Below are 16316 nucleotides of genomic sequence, written 5' to 3' on the forward strand. Positions count from 1 at the left end.
GGTGAGTTCGAACGCGCTCGTCAGCCCGGCCGAGGAGGCCGCCACCGTCATCGCCGCGGTGCTGAGTGACCTCCGCTCCGGGTCCCACCGCGGGGTGGTGGTCGATTCGCCTCCCGGCGCCGGCAAGTCGACGCTGGTGGTGCGGGCCGCCGGTGAGCTGGCCGCGTCCGGCGCTCCGCTGATGATTGTCGCGCAGACCAACGAGCAGGTGGACGACCTGGTCGACCGGCTCGGGGCACGCTCGCCGGAGGTCACCGTGGGCCGGCTCTCGGCGGTCGACTACGAGCCGTCGGCCCGGGTCCGGGCTCATCCGGCGTGCCGGGTCGCGGCCAAGGTCGCCGACCTCGGCTCGCCGGCGGTCACCATCGGCACGGCGGCCAAGTGGGCCACGGTGACCGAGGGCACCTGGCCGTGGGCGATCGTGGACGAGGCGTACCAGATGCGGTCGGACGCGCTGCTGCGCGTCGCGCCTCGCTTCGAGCGCGCCCTCTTCGTCGGCGATCCCGGTCAGCTCGACCCGTTCTCGACCGTCGAGGTGGATCGGTGGGTCGGGCTCTCCTGGGACCCGATGCAGAGCGCGGTGGCGGTGCTGCTCCGGCACAATCCCGACTTGCCGGTGCACCGCCTGCCGGTCTCCTGGCGCCTGCCGGCCTCGGCGGCACCGGTGGTGGCCGCCGCGTTCTATCCGTTCACCGGGTTCCGCTCGGGCACCGGGCCGGCGGACCGCCGGCTCGCCTTCCAGCGGCCGGCCGAGGACGTGCTGGACGACGTGCTGGACACCGCGGCGGCGACCGGCTGGGGCCTGCATGAGTTGCCGGCCCGGTTCACCGTGCGGACCGACGCCGAGGCAGCCGCCGCCTGCGCCGCGTTGGCCGGCCGGGCCCTGATCCGGGACGGCGTGGCCGAGTCCGAGTCCGGGAGCGGCCCGCTCACCCCCGCCCGGATCGCCATCGGGGCCGCGCACCGCGACCAGGTGGCGGCGATCCGCGCGCTGCTGCCGCCGGAGGCCGCCGAGGTCACCGTCGACACGGCCAACCGCCTACAGGGCCGGGAGTACGACTTGACCGTGGTGCTGCACCCGCTCTCCGGGCGACGCGATGCCACCGCTTTCCACCTGGAGTCGGGCCGGCTCTGCGTGCTCACCTCCCGGCACCGGCACTCCTGCGTGGTGGTGGCGCGGGCCGGGATCGCCGAGCTGCTCGACGCGCACCCGTCCACCGAGCCGATGCATCTGAACGTTCCAGTCAAGTTCCCCGACGGATGGGAGGCAAATCAATCGATGCTTGCGCATTTGTACCGTACGTAACACTGTTAACACATGGAGTGTGCTGCGGTCTATCGCCCGATACTGCGGCCGCGCCGCGGTGAGCTGACCGCGCTGGCCCACCTCGCCGACGACGAAGCGGCACGTCTCGCACCCGTCCTGGAGATCGATCCGGACGACAGCGTCCTTCCCCTGCTCCGCGAGCTGCGGCCACGGACCGCCATGCTGGCGCTGGACTTCGGTGCCGCGGGCGAGCCGCGCGCCCTGTCGTTCGCCCGGGAGCTGGCCGCTCTCGGTGTGGCGATGGTTCCGGTGCTGCGGGCGTACGACAGCGGGCGGCACCTGGTCGCGCACGGACGGGCCGCCCGCATGCACCTGCATCGCGCGGTTCTGCGGTTCCAGCCGCACGCCGACGCCGGCAACCCGGCGGAGGCGAACGCCGTCATCGACCGGGTGCTGGGCGCCACGGCGCTCGAGCCGGACGAGGTCGATCTGCTGATCGACCTGGCCGAGATGGCGTGCGTGGCGCACGCCGACGAGGTGGTCGAACGCGCCCGGCGGGTGATCCGCTGGGCGAAGGGCGCACCGTGGCGATCGATCAGCGTGGCCTCCGGTGCGATGCCGCCGAACCTCGACGACCTGCCCACCGACCGCCCGGTGCCGGTCGGCCGCCTGGACGCCCAGGTCTGGACGCGCCTCGAGGAGCCGCGGATCGGGTACGCCGACTACGGGGTGACGTCGCCGGTGCGGCGACTCGGCGTGCAGTACCACCGGCAGCTGCCGACCCTGCGCTACACCGCGGAGCAGGACTGGTGGATTTACCGGTGGGCACGGCGTGGCGGGCGCAGCGACGACCGCTGCCACGATCTCTGCCGGACGCTGGTGATGTCGCCGCAATGGCCCGCGGCCGGGGCCCGGTTCTCGTGGGGCGACGCCGAGATCGCACGCCGGTCGCGGACCGCGCGGGGCGCCGGGAGCTCGGCGAGCTGGATCGCCTGGAGCACATCGCATCACATCTCGCATGTACTGCGGACGCTGCCGGAGCCCTGAAATTGTCGTACGGTTGTTCTAATGTCGCTCACGGCTGCCCTCGCGTACGCCCGGCACGGCATCCCGGTCCTGCCGGTGCACACGCCTGACCAGGGTGGTGCCTGTTCCTGCCTCCGAGGAGCCCGATGCGACCGTCCCGGCAAGCACCCCCGACTCCGGCACGGGCTGAGCGAGGCCTCCACCGACCCGCGGCAGATCACGCTCTGGTGGTTCCACTGGCCCCGGGCGAACGTCGGCCTGCGCACCGGCGTCGTGATGGACGTGGCGGACATCGACTCGGCGGAGGGCTGGCACGGCCTGCGTCACCTGCTCGCCGACGACGTGCCGGCCGGGCCGTGGGTGCGCACCGGCGGGGGCGGTCGCCACCTCTGGTTCCGTCCCACCGGCTTCGGCAACCGCGTCGGCCTGCTGCCCGGCCTCGACTGGCGAGGCGCCGGCGGCTACGTGCTTGCCCCGCCGTCGAAACACGCCACCGGAGCGGACTACACCTGGCTACGGCGCCCCTCGGCCGGGCTGCCGGTCAGCCCGGCGCCGCTGCTCGCGCTGATCGAGGGACCGCCGCCCGCGCTGCGAGACGATCACCCGATCACACACCCCGATCGGTACGCCGAGGCCGCGCTGGACGCCGAGGCGGACCGGGTGGCCCGCGCACCGGTGGGTACGCGCAACGACACGTTGAACCGGGCGGCGTTCGTGCTCGGCCGTTTCGTCGGGGCCGGCCTGCTGGACGCGGCGACCGTGCGGTGGGAGCTCACGGCGGCGGCCCGCCACGCCGGGCTGGGCACGGCGGAGATCAAGGGCACGATTCGATCCGGGATGACCGCCGGGAGGCGGCAGCCGTTCGAACACCGCCCCAGAAGCGCCGCCTGACCCGGTACGCCGTGCCGAGACCGCATCCGAAGCGGGCAGACGGTCATAGTGGACTCCCCCGTTCGGTGGGCGGAAACGGCTGATCGGGAGGCGGCCGCCCCTGGAAACCCGCCGGTAGCCTGGCGGTCGAGGCGGGCCAGGGGGCGGAATGCTGCGTGCAGACATGATCGGCGACCGGAGTGTGCTCGCCGATCCCGCACGTCTGCGTTCGGTGCGCCGGATCGCCCAGGGCCCGGTGCCGGACGAGGCGTTCGACCGGCTCGCCATGCTGGTGCGCAAGCTGGTGGACGCGCCGACCTGTGTGGTGTGCCTGGTCGATGAGGAGAAGCAGATCCTGGCCGGGCACGTGGGCGTGCCCGATCCGCAGGCCGCCGCCGGGGAGATGCCGCTCACCCATTCGTTCAGCCGGCATGTGGTCGTCGCCGGGGAGATGCTGGCCGTTCCGGACGTGCGTGCCGATCCGCGGATGCGGGACAACCCGGCGATCGAGGAGCTCGGCGCCATCGCGTACGTGGGTGCGCCGATCACCGACCCGGACGGGCTGGTCGTCGGCACGCTCTGCGCGGTCGACCAGGAGCCGCGGGTCTGGACGCCGAGCGAGGTGGCCCTGCTCAGCGAGCTGGCCGCGGTGTGTTCGTCGGAGGTGTGCCTGCGGATCGCGCGGGCCGCGGCCGACGAGGCCCGGCGGGCGGCCGAGTCGGCGCATCACCAACTGGAGCTACTCGCCGAGGTGACCGAGTCGCTGACCGCGACCATGGACGTGGACGAGGCGATGCGCCGGCTCGGGCGGATTCTCACCGCCCGGCTGGCCGACTGGTGCGTGGTGCTGCTGGGCGGTCCGGAGCACGTGTCGGCCACGCATCGTGACCCGGAGCGTGCTGCCGACATGGCCCGGCTGCCGGATCTGGCCGCCCGATCCAAGGTCGATCTGCGGGCGATGCTGAGGGCGGTTCGCCGCGGCGGGCGGGTGGTGCGCGCCGACCTGGCGAGCCGGGTACGCGACCCCGGTCTGGCCGAGATCACCGCGCGGGCCGGGTTCGGCTCGTCGCTGATCGTGCCGATCACGTCGCCGGTGCGGCGCCGGGTGCTCGGGGCGGTGTTGCTGGTGAACCGGCCGGAGCGGTCGTCGTTCACGGCCGCCGAGGAGGCGACCGCCGCCGAGATCGGCCGCCGGGCCGGGCTGGCCGTGGAGAACAGCCGCCTCTTCCGGGAGCAGCGGCACGTGGCCGAGGTGTTGCAGCGCAGCCTGCTCACCGAGTTACCGGCGATTCCCGGCGTGGAGCTGCACGCCCGCTATCTGCCGGCTCAGGACGGCGCCGCGGTCGGCGGCGACTGGTACGACGCGTTCGTGCAGCCGGACGGCAGCGTCGTGGTCGCCGTGGGCGACGTGTCCGGGCACGACATCGAGGCGGCGGCCACGATGGGCCAGCTGCGCAATCTGGTACGCGGGGACGCGTACGGCCGGGACGAGGAGCCGGGTGGGCTGCTCACCACGCTGGACCGGACGCTGCACGGCCTGCGGGTGCCGGCGGCGGCCACCGCCGTGCTGGCCCGGATCCGCAGGTCCCGCTCGGGGTACGCGGTGAGCTTCGCCAACGCCGGCCACCCGCCCCCGCTGCTGCTCCTGCCGAATGGTGACGTCCAGGTCTGGTGGGTTCCGCCGGAGCCGCTGCTCGGGTTGCCGTCACCGGAGCCACGGTCCACCTCCCACCGGTACGTGCCGTCCGGTTCCGTCCTGCTGCTCTACACCGACGGCCTGGTCGAGGACCGGGAGCGGCTGCTCGACGACGGAGTGGAGCGGCTCTGCACGGCGCTGCGGGCGAACGCCGGGTGCACCGGCCCCGACCTCTGTTCCCGGTTGCTGGAGGTGGCGCCGGCGCGTACCGACGACATCGCGTTATTGCAGGTCCGGCTCGATTGACGGCGGGCCACCGTGGGTCCAGGGCGTTTCCGCCGGATCGGGCAGCGTCCCGCCCGGACGGTAGGCCTCACTGAGTGTGGTGAGCACCAGCCGCTCCCCCACCTGCGGCACGCTGCCCGGTTCGGCGACCAGTTTGCGGCCCATCCCGCCGGAGAGTTCCAGCAGCACGTCACGGCCGTCCCCGGCCGGGCTCACCGAGATCACCTTGGCCTTCTGCGCGGGCCGGGCCGGCGAGGTCAGCGACGTTCCGGGTTCGACCCGGACCTCCTCGGTGGTACGCACCATGATCCGCGGGCGCAGCACCGGCCGTTTGCCGCTGTCGTCGACGCGGTCCGGGTTGGCGAGCGTGACCGTGCCGGCGAAGGCCGCCCCGGTCAGCCGGTACTCGGCCAGGACCAGCGGATCGTCGAAGGCGCGTTGTACGGCGTACCGGGCGGCGGCGTTCTCCAGCCGCTGGAGCCGGGCCGCGGCGGCGACCGCACCGTCCCGCCGGGGCTGCGGCGCTCCGCCGTCCGCCACGTATTGCGTGAACGCCGTGAACGCGTCTTTGTCGGAGGTCCACCGCGACGCCACCCGCTCACCGACCGGCAGGCGGCGCAGCAGGTCGAGCACCCGCCACATCCGTTCCCAGGTGGGCAGCAGCAGGTCGCGGAGCACGCCGGGAAGTTCCGGCGCGGACCGTTCGATGAGCGGGGCCAGCACCCGATTGTCGAACTCCGGATCGGTGGCCGGGCCCGCGACTGGGCCGTTCTCGGCTTCCCGGGCGGCCTCGGCGCCCGACTCGATCCAGGCGAGTTGTACGCCGAGCTGGGCGTCCTCGGCCGAGCTCTGCCCGGTCGCCCAGTGCAGCCCGAGTGCTTGCACGGCGTTGAGCAGCAGGCACGAGCCGGGGATCTCGGCGGTGCCGGCGAAGAAGGTCAGCCAGCGGCCGAGCAGCGGGACACCGGCGGGGACCGGGTATTCGCCGTCGGTCGTGCGAAATCGGGTGGACCGGCCGAGCATCCGGAGGAAGTCGACGCCGCCCGGGTTCGGGACCCACAGTTGCGGTGCGTCCACGTACCGCTGGCGCACGTCCTTGCCCCGGTCGACCGGGACGTCCTCGGTCTCGGTGGCGAACGAGTCGAGGTACGGAACGAGGATCTCGGCCAGGGCGGCGAAGAACGCGAACCGGTCGTCGCGGTTGCGCGGTTGTGCCACGACCAGCAGCCGCGGAGCGGAACGATCGGTTCCGATCAGAGCGGCCAGGGGCGCGTTCGCCTCACCCGCCATCGCCAACGGGATCAAAATCAGCGGATGCTCGTGAACGTGCAGGTGACGGACGGTCGCGATCGGTTGAGCCTGCCCGAAGGCAACCGCCTGCGCTCGGGCAAAGGCGGTCAAAGTGCTCAAGAGAGGGCCTCGGAGCGCAGCCGGAGAGCCGCCCGCAGCAGCGCCGCCGCCTCCGCCTGCTCCTCGGTGGGCGAGCGGCTGCCGTCGGCCAGGGCGAGCACCTCGTCGACGGTCTCGATGCCACCGAGCGCCTCGCGCACCGGCCGGCCCAGCACCGCCGTGCTGCCTGCCGCCTCGTTCCGGCAGTAGACGGAGAGCTCGCAGGTGGAGAGGCACTCCGGCGCGTACCGGGGCTCGATGTGGCCGAGGGCGACGGTCAGTTCCTCGGCCGGCAGCGCCAGGTCGAAGGTGATCCCCTCCGGGAGGGCGTCGATCAGCGAGGCCACCGAGGCGAGCCGGGACAGCTGGCGGCGCAGCGTGGACAGCTGCTTGCGGACGTCGAGCTTCACCGCGACCGGGCTGAGCGAGAAGTTCTCCGGGCAGACCAGCACCACCTCGTGGTCGACCAGCGAAGGGTCCTGGCCCAGGCGTTCCAGCAGCGACCGCAGGGCGAGCACGTAGACGGCGGCCTGCACAGCGGCGGCGGACACCTTGGCGCTGTCGGCCTGCCCGTCCACGATCGCGAACGACTTGATCTCGACGACCTGGAGGCGGCCGCGGTGTGCGTACGCGATCAGGTCCGGCTCGAGATAGACGGTCTGCCCGGCCACGTCGAGGGTGAGCAGCGGGTGGTCGATCAGCGCGGCCCGCGCGTCGGCGAGAAGTTCGACCGTACGGTCGTGCCGGTTACCCAGCGTGTCGTCGGAGTCCGCTCCAAGATCTTGATAACTCAACGAGGAAGCGGCGCCGAGCACCGACCGCAACAGCGCACAGTCGTCGGCCTTGAGCATCGCCTCGAACGCGTTACCCCGGGAAAGCGCGAAACGGGACTGACCGAAGCTGCCCGGGAAGCCGACCCGCTCGGCGAGCTTGACCTTGTCCACGCCGGCCGCGTCGAGCACCGCCCGGCGTGCGCAGCCGGGATTGCCGGTCAGGGCGGCGATGGTGCGCGCGTTGTGCCGCTTGGCCCGCCCGGGACCGCGAAGCTGGTCGAGCCGAGTGCTCTGCATGAACGCCGTTCTCGTGGGGGAAGCGAAAACCACTGTAGATCTTCATACAGCGGTCGGCCAATCCGTGGGCCAGTTACGCCGTTTCACCCACGAGAGGTGAATAAAGCGCACGTATCAGACACAAACTCGGCAACGCGCTACGTTCGGATACATGCCGAAGGCCATCTGGAACGACGAAGTGATCGCCGAAAGCGACGACACGGTGATTGTCGAGGGCAACACCTACTTCCCCCGCACCAGCGTGCGCGACGACGTCCTCGTGCCGTCGGAGACACATACCGTCTGCCCGTGGAAGGGCAAGGCGTCGTACTACTCACTGAGCGCCGCCGGTCAGACCGCGCAGGACGCGGCCTGGTACTACCCCGACCCGAAGCCGGACGCCTCCGCGGTACGCGACCGTGTCGCCTTCCGTAGAGACGTCCGAGTGGAAGCCTGACCTCTCACGCCATGGGGCCCGCTCACGTGATGCGCGGGTGGGCCTCCTCAATCGCCCCGACCTCCAGGTAGTCCAGCATGTCCTGCTGCTCCGCCGGGTCGAGCGCCGCGAACGCCGCGTACGCCTCCGCGCGGGCGTGATCGGTCTCCGCGGCCAGCAACGCGATGATCGCCGACCAGGCCAGCGACACCCGGTCGAAGAGCCGCGCCCGGCGCAGCGACGGCAACCGCGACAGCATCGCCACCTTGGTGGCCGCGTCCTCGTCGTGCGGCACCCGGTCGCAGAGCTCGAAGAGAGCCTTTCCCCGGTACGGGTGCTCGGCCTCGATCATCCGCGACAACTCTGTGTTGTTCATCTGGTCCACCGCCGGCGCGGGTCCGCGCCGGGGCAGCGACGGACTCGGCTCACCGTGCACGGCTGTCACGCCCGCTCTCGAACCCGTTGCCCGGCGACTGGTGCGGCAGCGTGGGAGTGCTCTGGAAGGTCGGGAACGGTGGTGCGGGCATCACCGGCTCGGCCGGCTCCTCCACCGCTCCAGCCCTCACGGCCACCGAAGTCTCCACCGCGCCGTCTCCGGCGCCCGGCTCTCCACCCAGCACTATTTGCCCTCCGTTACCGACTTGCGACGGTCAGACCCCATCAGATCACGTCCACGCAAGTCTGTGCGAACACCCACCGTAGCGACTCCCGCCGGTCACCCGACCCGACGACCGCCGTAACCTTCAGGCAACGCATCGACCGACACCGTGCGAGCACTGGAGGGGGTGCCGTGGACGCAGGCCAGGAAGGCGAAGGCAAGCCGACGGAGTGGCGATCCATTATGGTCGATCTCTCCGACTCCTCCCTCGCGGAGCTGGTGGAACGGGACGACTCCGCCCTCGCTCACGCTCTGCGCCGCCTCACCGACGATCTGGCCCGTCCCGGTGAGCCCATCGCCGGCTTCAACTCCGCGGTCTGACCGCCTGGAGCCGCCTCGGATGACCCCACGCACGTTCCGGCTCGCTGACGACGCCTTCGCCGCGCTGGGCGCGGGCCGGCCCGACGACGCCACTCTCGGCACGCTGCGCCGGGCGCAGCTCAGCCGCCACCTTCTCCTCCTGCGCGAGATCCGGCGCGCGCTGCCGCAGACCCCGGCCTGGTACGCGCGCCTCACCGCCGCCGATCCGGCCGAGGCACGCCGGTTGATCGCCGACCCGATGACCGGGCTGTGGGCGGCGCACATCCTGCGCACCGGCGCCGAAGGCGTCGAGGGGCCCCGTCCGGGTGGTCACGCTCTGCACATCACCTGCGACGATCTGACTTTGACCGTACGCGTGGACGATGCCGACCCGCTCCGCTCCCTCCTCGGCCTCGCCCCGGCCGGCGAACTCTCCGGAATCGAGCTGGCCCACTGGCAGCACTGTCTCGACGAGGGCTGGCGGATTCTGGTCCGCCGGCACCGGGCGGCCGCCGAGACGCTGGCCGCGGTGCTCCGGGTGATCGTGCCGGTCCAGCCGGACCCGACGGCCGAAGGGATCAGCGCCACGTCGGCGGAGGCGTTCGGCGCGGTGGCCATGTCGGCACCGGCGGACGGGACGGCGCTGGTCGTGGGGCTGCTGCACGAGACCCAGCACAGCGTGCTGAACGCCGTGCATCAGCTTTTTGACCTGGTGGGTCCGGGCGGTGCGCCGGGGTACTCGCCGTGGCGGGATGATCCTCGGCCGCCGATCGGGGTGCTGCACGGCGCCTATGCGTATCTCGCGGTCACCCGGTTCTGGCGGGCCGAAGGGCGGCTCGGCGGCGCGGACGCGAGCGGAGCGAGCGCGAGAGCGGACGCGCCGAGCGGAGCGGGCGCGGCGAGCGGGGCGAGCGGGGTGGCGGGGTTTGAGTTCGCCAGGTGGCGGTCGGCGGTGGCGGGGGCGGCGGAGCGGCTTCTGGACGGTGGACAGCTGACGGCGGCCGGGACCCGGTTCATGACGGCGCTGGCCGAGGAGGTCGGGCGATGGCTGGACGAACCGGTCGAGCCGGAGACCGCGCGCCTCGCCGGACTGGCCGGCGACGACCATCGCCTGCGCTGGCGGCTGCGTAATCTGACCGTCCCGCCGGACGACGCCGCTGAACTGGCCCGGGCCTGGCGCGAGCGACGGCGTCCGCCGCAGGTGCGGTCCGTGCTCGTGACGGCGCCGGGGCGTGCGCTGGCGAACAGCCCACGGGTCCGGTTGGCGCGTTCGCTGGTCAAGGGTGACCCCGTGCTTCAGCCCGGCGGTCGCGCTGCGGCCGCGGATCTTGCTGGCTTGCGTGGCGACGGCGGTACCGCTGCGGACGCGTACCGGAAATGTCTTGAATTCGATCGTGGGGACGTCGGGGCCTGGTCGGGCCTTGCCCTGGTCTCGCCGCACCCGGCGCTGCGCTCCCGGCCGGAGGTGGTGATGGCGGCCGCGCGCGCGGCGCCGGAGGCCGCGATCGACGAACTCGCCGAATGGCTCTCCGGATAACTCATCTGGGTCCACGCGGGACCGATGAGTCTCGCCGGAGGTGGATCGTGGGTCGCAATGCTCTGTTGGACCGGGCACGGGTCGGGGTCGAGGACGCCGCTGTGCTCGCGTCGCTGGTACTGCTGGCCTGGCCGGTGGCCGATGCCGCGCATCCGGGCGGACTGCTCGGCCGGCTGGTTCCGCTGGTCGCGGCGCTCAGCGTCGGGCTGGCTGTCCTGCTGTTCGACGGTGGCCGGCCGCTGCTGTGGCACGCGGTGACCGCGGCGGCGCTGGGCGCGGCCGGCATCCGGCACCTGCACGGTGAGCTGTCGTCGACGGCGACGTGGCTGGTGCTGCTGGTGGCGGCCGCCGTGCTGGTGCGGCAGTGCCTGGGCGAACGTCCCGACATGGACCTGAGCCGCCAGCAGGTGCTGCTGGCGCAGCAGGCCTTCCGGGACCCGCTGACCGGGCTGGGCAACCGGAAGATGTTCGTCGAGTACGCCGAGGAGGTGCTCGACGAGCCGACCCGCAGCCACACCGCGGTGATCCTGGTGAACCTGGACGGGTTCAAGCACGTCAACGATCACTTCGGGCACATCGTCGGCGACGACCTGCTGCGTGCCGCGGCCGAGCGGCTCGCCGTGAACGTCCGCGCCAACGACACCGTGGCCAGGCTCGACAGCGACGAGTTCGCGGTGCTGCTGCCCGGCCTGGAGGACGAGCACGCGGCCCTCGCCGTGGCCGAACGGGTGCTGGCCGAGCTGCACCGGCCGCTCGAGGTGGCCGGCGTGCCGGTGACGATCCGCGCCCGGGCCGGTGTCGCGGTCGCCGAGACCGGGGAGATCCTGGACCACGTGCTGCGCCGCGCCGACCAGGCGCTGCTCCGCGCGAAGGTGGAGGGCGGCGGGGTCGCCCGCCGGTTCGACCCGGAACTGTTCGCGGCCGCCGAGCAACGCCGTCTCGCCGAGGCCGACCTGTTGCGCGGTATCGAGGCGGGCGAGTTCGAGGTGCACTACCAGCCGATCGTCGACCTGGACGGCGGCCACACGGTCGGCGTCGAGGCGCTGGTCCGCTGGCAGCACCCGGTGCAAGGCCTGGTGCCGCCCGCGGTCTTCCTGGACCTGGCCGAGTCGCTCGGCATGCTGCCCCGGCTCGGCGGGTGGGTCCTCGAAGAGGCCTGCCGGCAGGCGATCGGCTGGCAGACCCGGTTCCCCGGGTTCGAGCTCAACGTCAACCTGTCCGCGTCCCAGCTGGGCAATCCGAAGCTGATCGACGAGGTCCGCGCCATCCTGGAGCAGACCGGTCTGCCCCCGCAGGACCTGGTGCTGGAACTGACCGAGTCGGTCGCCCTGACCGACCTGGTCGAGTCGGCCCGGGTGCTCAGCGCGCTCAAGTCACTCGGCGTGCGGATCGCCTTGGACGACTTCGGTACCGGCTTCTCCTCGCTGAGCCACCTCAGCAGCCTGCCGGTCGACGTGATCAAGATCGACCGCTCGTTCGTGCAGGCCATGCCGGAGAGCGGCGACGCGTCGGTGGCCGAGGCGGTCATGCACATCGCCCGTACCTTCAACCTGTCCCCGGTCGCCGAGGGCATCGAGAACGCCGAGCAGGCGTCCCGCCTGCGGGATCTGGCCTGCGGCCGGGCACAGGGCTACCACTTCGCCCGGCCGATGCCGGCCGGTGGGGTGACCGAACTGCTCGACAAGCAGGGGGTCCCGATCCAGACGCTATAGCGGCGGAAGATCGATATCGGTCTCCAGCCGTTGACCGGCGGCGGTCGTCCGGAACACCGGATGGCCGTCGCCGTACGCCTTGGCCAGCCCGGTCAGGGCCTGCTGCCGGGCGGCCTCGTCGCCGTCGGTGAGCGCCAGGTTCCACGCGCACGCCACGGTGTCCGGGTGATCGACACCGCGGACCACCCGGGATCGCCGCAACGTGTCCGCGGCCAGCTCACGGCCCCGCTGCGCCTCGCCGGCCGCGGCCAGGTCGGCGGCCAGCCCGGTGGCGCAGCTCAGCGCGAACGGGTGGTCCGCGCCGACACTACGCCGCAGGCCGCTGAGCACCTCTTCGTCGATGGTGCGCGCATCGGCGTACCGGCCGGCGGCACGGACCACGCCGGCCAGCGCGGCCGAGGCGGCGAGCGTGAACGGGTGCTCGTCGCCGAGCACTGCGTGATACCGGATCACGGCGCGTTCCAGCAGCTCGTGGGCATCATCGAGGGCACCCTCGGCGCGGGCGCAGTTGGCCAGCGAGACCGCCGAGGCGAGCGTGTCGACGCTCAGATCGCCGAACTTCTGCCGGCAGGCCGCGAAGTTCGCCTCGGCGAGGGGCCGGGCCTCCGGGTCGCCGCGGCGGCGGGCGGCCATCGCGGCGAACCGGCCGGCCCAGAGCGCGAACGGGTGGTCGGCCGGAACGTTCTCCAGGTGCGAGTCGGCGAGCAGCGCGGCGGCGCCGGCGTAGTCGCCCAGCCCGAACAGGTCGTAGGCCAGCCCGGTCCGCGACGACAGGGTCTCCGGATGCCCAGGTACGAAGATCGCCTGGCGGTGCCGGAGGACCTGGTCGTCGAGCGCCCGGGCGCCCCGGAAGTCGCCGAGCAGCCGCAGGTCGGCGGCGAGATTGTTGGCGCACCGCAGCGCGGTCGGGAAGCTCTCCCCGAACAACCGCCGGTAACGCACCAGGTTGTCCGCGTCGAGCTGCCGCGCCTGCCCGAAGTGGCCCTGGATCCGGAGGTCCCCGCCGACGCTGTTGGCGGTGGCCAGCGTCGCCTCGTCGTCGCCGCCGAAGACCTCCCGCTGGGTACGCAACGTCTGCAGGTTCAGGTTGCGGGCGTCCGCCGTACGACCCACCGCGCGCAGAGCGTTGGCCAGGTGAAACGCCGCGAGCAGGGTCTGCTCGGCGGTCTCGCCCAGCGCGTCGCGCCACCGGGCCACCGCCGAGGCCGCCAGGTCCCGGCTGGAGTCGTAGTCGCCGCGGGCATAGTGGTACCGGACGCAGTTGATGACCAGCTGACGGATCTCCTCGGCGTCGCCGCCGAGGAGATCGGAGTGGATCAGATGCGGGGCCAGTTCGGCATACCGATACCAGCCGGCCGGATTATCCGGATCGCCGGGATCGGCCGCGGCCAGCATCCCGCGCACGGTGCGCAGCAGCTCCGCGTGCCGCTCGGAGCTGAGCTCCTGACCGAACATGCCGCGGATCAGCGGGTGCACGGTGAGGTGCTCGCCGGCCGGGTCGAGGTCGGCCAGGCCGTACCGGCTGATCCGGCGCATCGCGGTGCGCAGCCGGCGCTCGACGCGTACGGTCCGGGCCAGTTCGGTGTCCAGCGGCAGGGTGCGCGCCGCCCAGAGCAGCCGCCAGGAGATCGGCGCGCTGGCCAGGAAGGTGCAGAGTTCCAGCAGGATCCGGTCGGCCGGGGCGGCGGCGCCGAGCGCCTCGGCGGCCAGTCCCCAGGCGACCCGGATCGGGGTGGGGAACGCCAGCTCGACAGCGCGCCGCTCGTACCGCTCCAGGTATTCGGCGACCGGCCAGCCGACCGCCTCGCGGACCGCGGCGGCCAGATCGAGCGCCATCGGCACGTCGCCCAGCCGCGCGGCCAGCCGGTCCGCATCCGCCGCGGCGAGGTCGGTGGATCGCACGCGGAGCAGGTCCACGCTGTCCGCCCGGTCGAAGACCGGCACCGGCAGGGCTTGCGCCACCTCGGCGGTCCACCGCGGGTTCCGGCTGGTCACCAGCACGTGGCCGGCACCGCTCGGCAGGTACGGCATGATGTCCTCGGGCCGGTTCGCGTTCTCGAAGACGACCAGCCAGTCCCGGTACGGCTCGCCCCGGCTCAACGCGTCGCGGACCGCCCCGAGCGTCCGGTTGAGGTCCCGCGACTCCGGCACCCCGAGTTTCTGGGCCAGCCCGGCCAGTGCGGCGCGCATCCCGGCGTTCTGCTCGGCGGGGATCCACCAGACCAGCTCGTACCCGTCGGCGTGCCGATACGCATACTCGACGGCCAGTTGGGTACGTCCGGTGCCACCGAGCTGGTGGTCCGGGCTGGGCAGCAGCACCACTGGGCCGTTGCCGAGCATGCCGCGCACCCGGGTCAGCAGTCCCTCACGACCCACGAATCGGGGGTTGCGAGGCGGCAGGCCGCCACGGATCGGCACACTGTGCTCCTCACGTGTTGGTGATGCCGATTACCGTACGTGGAAGCCCCGCCAACGCAAAGCTGGCGCGCGCCGAGACGGAAGGGTCCCCCGTGACCGATGAGAGCGTGACGAGCGTGGATACCGTCGACGGCACGACCACCGTGTCCTTGCACGGCGAGATAGACATCCTGACCGTGGAGCAGGTGCGGATCGTGCTGGGTGAGGCGGTCGCCGCCGGGCCTCAGCGGATCGTGGTGGACATGGCCGACGTGGCGTTCATCGACTCCACCGGCCTGGGCGCGCTGATCTCCGGTTTCCAGCGCGCCCGGGACCGGGACATCGGCTTCCGGCTGGCCCGGCCCAGCCACAACGTGCGGCAGATCCTCGTGCTGAGCGGTCTGCTGGAGGTCGTCGAGCTCACCGGCTGACCGGGACCGCCAGTCCGATTCCGGGAGCGACCGGCTTCAGACGCTTACCGGCGAAGAGCATCAGGCTCAGGATCGAGGCGAGGATCGCCAGGGCGCCGGCGCCGTACCAGGCCCAGGTGTAGGAGCCGAGCTGGTCGCGGACCAGGCCGGCCGAGGTGGCGGCGACGGCCGCGCCGAACTGGTGCGAGGCGAAGACCCAGCCGAAGACGATCGGTCCGGCGGCGCCGAAGTACTCCCGGCACAGGGTGACCGTCGGCGGCACGGTGGCCACCCAGTCCAGACCGTAGAACAGAATGAAGACCAGCATCCCGGGATGCGCGGTGGCGGCCAGGATCGACGGCAGCACCAGCAGCGAGAGCCCGCGCAGCGCGTAGTAGCCGCCGAGCAGGATCCGGCTGTCCACCCGGTCGGTCAGCCAGCCGGAGGCGATGGTCCCGGCGATGTCGAAGATCCCGACCAGGGCGAGCAGGCCGGCCGCGGTGGTCTGCGCCATGCCGTGGTCGTGTGCCGCCGGGATGAAGTGCGTGCCGACCAGGCCGTTCGTAGTCGCCCCGCAGATCGCGAACCCGCCGGCCAGCAGCCAGAACGCGCGCGTGCGTGCGGCGTCGCGCAGCGCACGCAAGGCGTTGCGCGCGGCGCCTCCGGCCGGCTTCGCCGGCATTTCCTCCGCGACCGTGGAGCCGTAGGCGGTCACCCCCAGGTCCGCCGGGTGGTCGCGCAGACGCCACCAAATCAGGGGTACGACCAGAAGCGCCGCCACCGCCACCGTCAGCGAGGCCGCCCGCCACCCGCTCGACTCGGTGAGCCGGGCGAGGACCGGCAGGAAGATCAGGTTGCCGGTCGCCCCACCGGCCGTGAGCACACCGGTGACCAGGCCGCGATGCCGCACGAACCAGCGCCCGGTGATGGTCGCGACGAAGCCGAGGGCGAGTGATCCGGTGCCCAGGCCGACCAGCACGCCCCAGCAGAGCATCAGCTGCCAGCTCTGATCCATCCACAGAGTCAGCCCGGAGCCGGCCGAGACCAGCAGCAGCGCGGCCATGGCGACCCGCCGGATGCCGAACTTGTCCATCAGCGCCGCGGCGAACGGCGCGGTCAGGCCGTAGAGCAGCAGGTTCACCGAGACCGCGGCCGAGATGGTGCCGAGGGACCAGCCGAACTCCTCGTTCAGTGGCTGGATCAGGACGGAGGGGGTGGCCCGGAAGCCGGCGGCGCCGATCAGGGCGACGAAGGCCGCGACGGCGACCAGCCAGGCGGGGTGGATGCGCAACTTCACGTGATCGATTCTCTCGAGGCCGGACCGGACGGACGAGTGGCCGGGAG

The 16316-nt window shown here is 72.4% G+C and carries 15 protein-coding genes; 9 read left to right on the forward strand and 6 right to left on the reverse strand.

Annotation, left to right across the window (positions count from 1 at the left end; translation table 11 throughout):
- The first annotated feature begins 1 nt into the window (after window position 1).
- The 4 genes from I4J89_RS16595 to I4J89_RS16610 all read left to right on the forward strand — a co-directional run bounded on the left by I4J89_RS16595 (window position 2) and on the right by I4J89_RS16610 (window position 5105).
- Window positions 2-1306, forward strand: coding sequence for an AAA family ATPase (locus I4J89_RS16595; protein ID WP_196414880.1), 1305 nt, complete (start codon window positions 2-4; stop codon window positions 1304-1306).
- A 12-nt stretch (window positions 1307-1318) separates the two neighbouring features.
- The gene (locus tag I4J89_RS16600) at window positions 1319-2314 is read left to right on the forward strand and encodes a beta family protein (RefSeq protein WP_196414881.1); all 996 of its coding nucleotides are present in this window, start codon (window positions 1319-1321) and stop codon (window positions 2312-2314) included.
- Between the two features lie 21 nt (window positions 2315-2335).
- Window positions 2336-3184, forward strand: a complete 849-nt coding sequence (locus tag I4J89_RS16605; RefSeq protein ID WP_196414882.1) for a bifunctional DNA primase/polymerase — start codon at window positions 2336-2338, stop codon at window positions 3182-3184.
- Between the two features lie 148 nt (window positions 3185-3332).
- Window positions 3333-5105: a SpoIIE family protein phosphatase gene (locus I4J89_RS16610; RefSeq protein WP_196414883.1), complete on the forward strand. Its 1773-nt coding sequence runs from the start codon at window positions 3333-3335 to the stop codon at window positions 5103-5105.
- Here the strand turns inward: I4J89_RS16610 and I4J89_RS16615 are convergent.
- Together I4J89_RS16615 and I4J89_RS16620 are read right to left on the reverse strand one after the other, a co-directional pair.
- Entirely contained in the window at window positions 5082-6494 is a 1413-nt protein-coding gene (locus I4J89_RS16615) for a hypothetical protein (RefSeq protein ID WP_196414884.1), read from the reverse strand. The two genes, I4J89_RS16610 and I4J89_RS16615, sit on opposite strands and share 24 nt — an antisense overlap.
- The gene (locus I4J89_RS16620; protein WP_196414885.1) at window positions 6491-7543 is read right to left on the reverse strand and encodes a hypothetical protein; all 1053 of its coding nucleotides are present in this window, start codon (window positions 7541-7543) and stop codon (window positions 6491-6493) included. The genes I4J89_RS16615 and I4J89_RS16620 overlap by 4 nt, the downstream gene beginning before the upstream one ends.
- Before the next feature lie 151 nt (window positions 7544-7694).
- Here I4J89_RS16620 and I4J89_RS16625 point away from each other — a divergent pair, with 151 nt between their 5' ends.
- Complete coding sequence (locus tag I4J89_RS16625; RefSeq protein WP_196414886.1) at window positions 7695-7979, forward strand: DUF427 domain-containing protein; 285 nt, start codon at window positions 7695-7697, stop codon at window positions 7977-7979.
- 22 nt (window positions 7980-8001) lie between these two features.
- Here I4J89_RS16625 and I4J89_RS16630 read toward each other — a convergent pair whose 3' ends face one another.
- Together I4J89_RS16630 and I4J89_RS16635 are read right to left on the reverse strand one after the other, a co-directional pair.
- Entirely contained in the window at window positions 8002-8334 is a 333-nt protein-coding gene (locus I4J89_RS16630; protein ID WP_196414887.1) for a hypothetical protein, read from the reverse strand.
- A gap of 49 nt (window positions 8335-8383) precedes the next feature.
- On the reverse strand, window positions 8384-8530 hold the full coding sequence (locus I4J89_RS16635; RefSeq protein WP_196414888.1) for a hypothetical protein: 147 nt from the start codon (window positions 8528-8530) through the stop codon (window positions 8384-8386).
- A 269-nt stretch (window positions 8531-8799) separates the two neighbouring features.
- Here I4J89_RS16635 and fxsA point away from each other — a divergent pair, with 269 nt between their 5' ends.
- The 3 genes from fxsA to I4J89_RS16650 are packed head-to-tail and all read left to right on the forward strand — an operon-like array spanning window position 8800 to window position 12165.
- Entirely contained in the window at window positions 8800-8937 is a 138-nt protein-coding gene (gene fxsA / locus I4J89_RS16640; protein ID WP_196414889.1) for an FxSxx-COOH cyclophane-containing RiPP peptide, read from the forward strand.
- Between the two features lie 19 nt (window positions 8938-8956).
- Window positions 8957-10453, forward strand: a complete 1497-nt coding sequence (locus I4J89_RS16645; protein WP_196414890.1) for an aKG-HExxH-type peptide beta-hydroxylase — start codon at window positions 8957-8959, stop codon at window positions 10451-10453.
- Between the two features lie 47 nt (window positions 10454-10500).
- The gene (locus I4J89_RS16650) at window positions 10501-12165 is read left to right on the forward strand and encodes a putative bifunctional diguanylate cyclase/phosphodiesterase (RefSeq protein WP_196414891.1); all 1665 of its coding nucleotides are present in this window, start codon (window positions 10501-10503) and stop codon (window positions 12163-12165) included.
- Here I4J89_RS16650 and fxsT read toward each other — a convergent pair.
- Window positions 12160-14583: an FxSxx-COOH system tetratricopeptide repeat protein gene (gene fxsT / locus I4J89_RS16655; RefSeq protein WP_196414892.1), complete on the reverse strand. Its 2424-nt coding sequence runs from the start codon at window positions 14581-14583 to the stop codon at window positions 12160-12162. The genes I4J89_RS16650 and fxsT overlap by 6 nt on opposite strands.
- A 92-nt stretch (window positions 14584-14675) precedes the next feature.
- Here fxsT and I4J89_RS16660 point away from each other — a divergent pair, with 92 nt between their 5' ends.
- Window positions 14676-14993 carry an STAS domain-containing protein gene (locus I4J89_RS16660; protein WP_196414893.1) on the forward strand — a complete coding sequence of 106 codons (318 nt, stop codon included), beginning with the start codon at window positions 14676-14678 and terminating at the stop codon, window positions 14991-14993.
- Here I4J89_RS16660 and I4J89_RS16665 read toward each other — a convergent pair.
- A complete protein-coding gene (locus I4J89_RS16665; RefSeq protein ID WP_196414894.1) occupies window positions 14983-16269 on the reverse strand; it encodes an MFS transporter in 1287 nt (428 codons plus the stop codon). The two genes, I4J89_RS16660 and I4J89_RS16665, sit on opposite strands and share 11 nt — an antisense overlap.
- Window positions 16270-16316: the final 47 nt, after the last annotated feature.

The sequence above is a fragment of the Actinoplanes aureus genome, from assembly GCF_015704865.1.
Classification (GTDB): domain Bacteria; phylum Actinomycetota; class Actinomycetes; order Mycobacteriales; family Micromonosporaceae; genus Actinoplanes; species Actinoplanes aureus.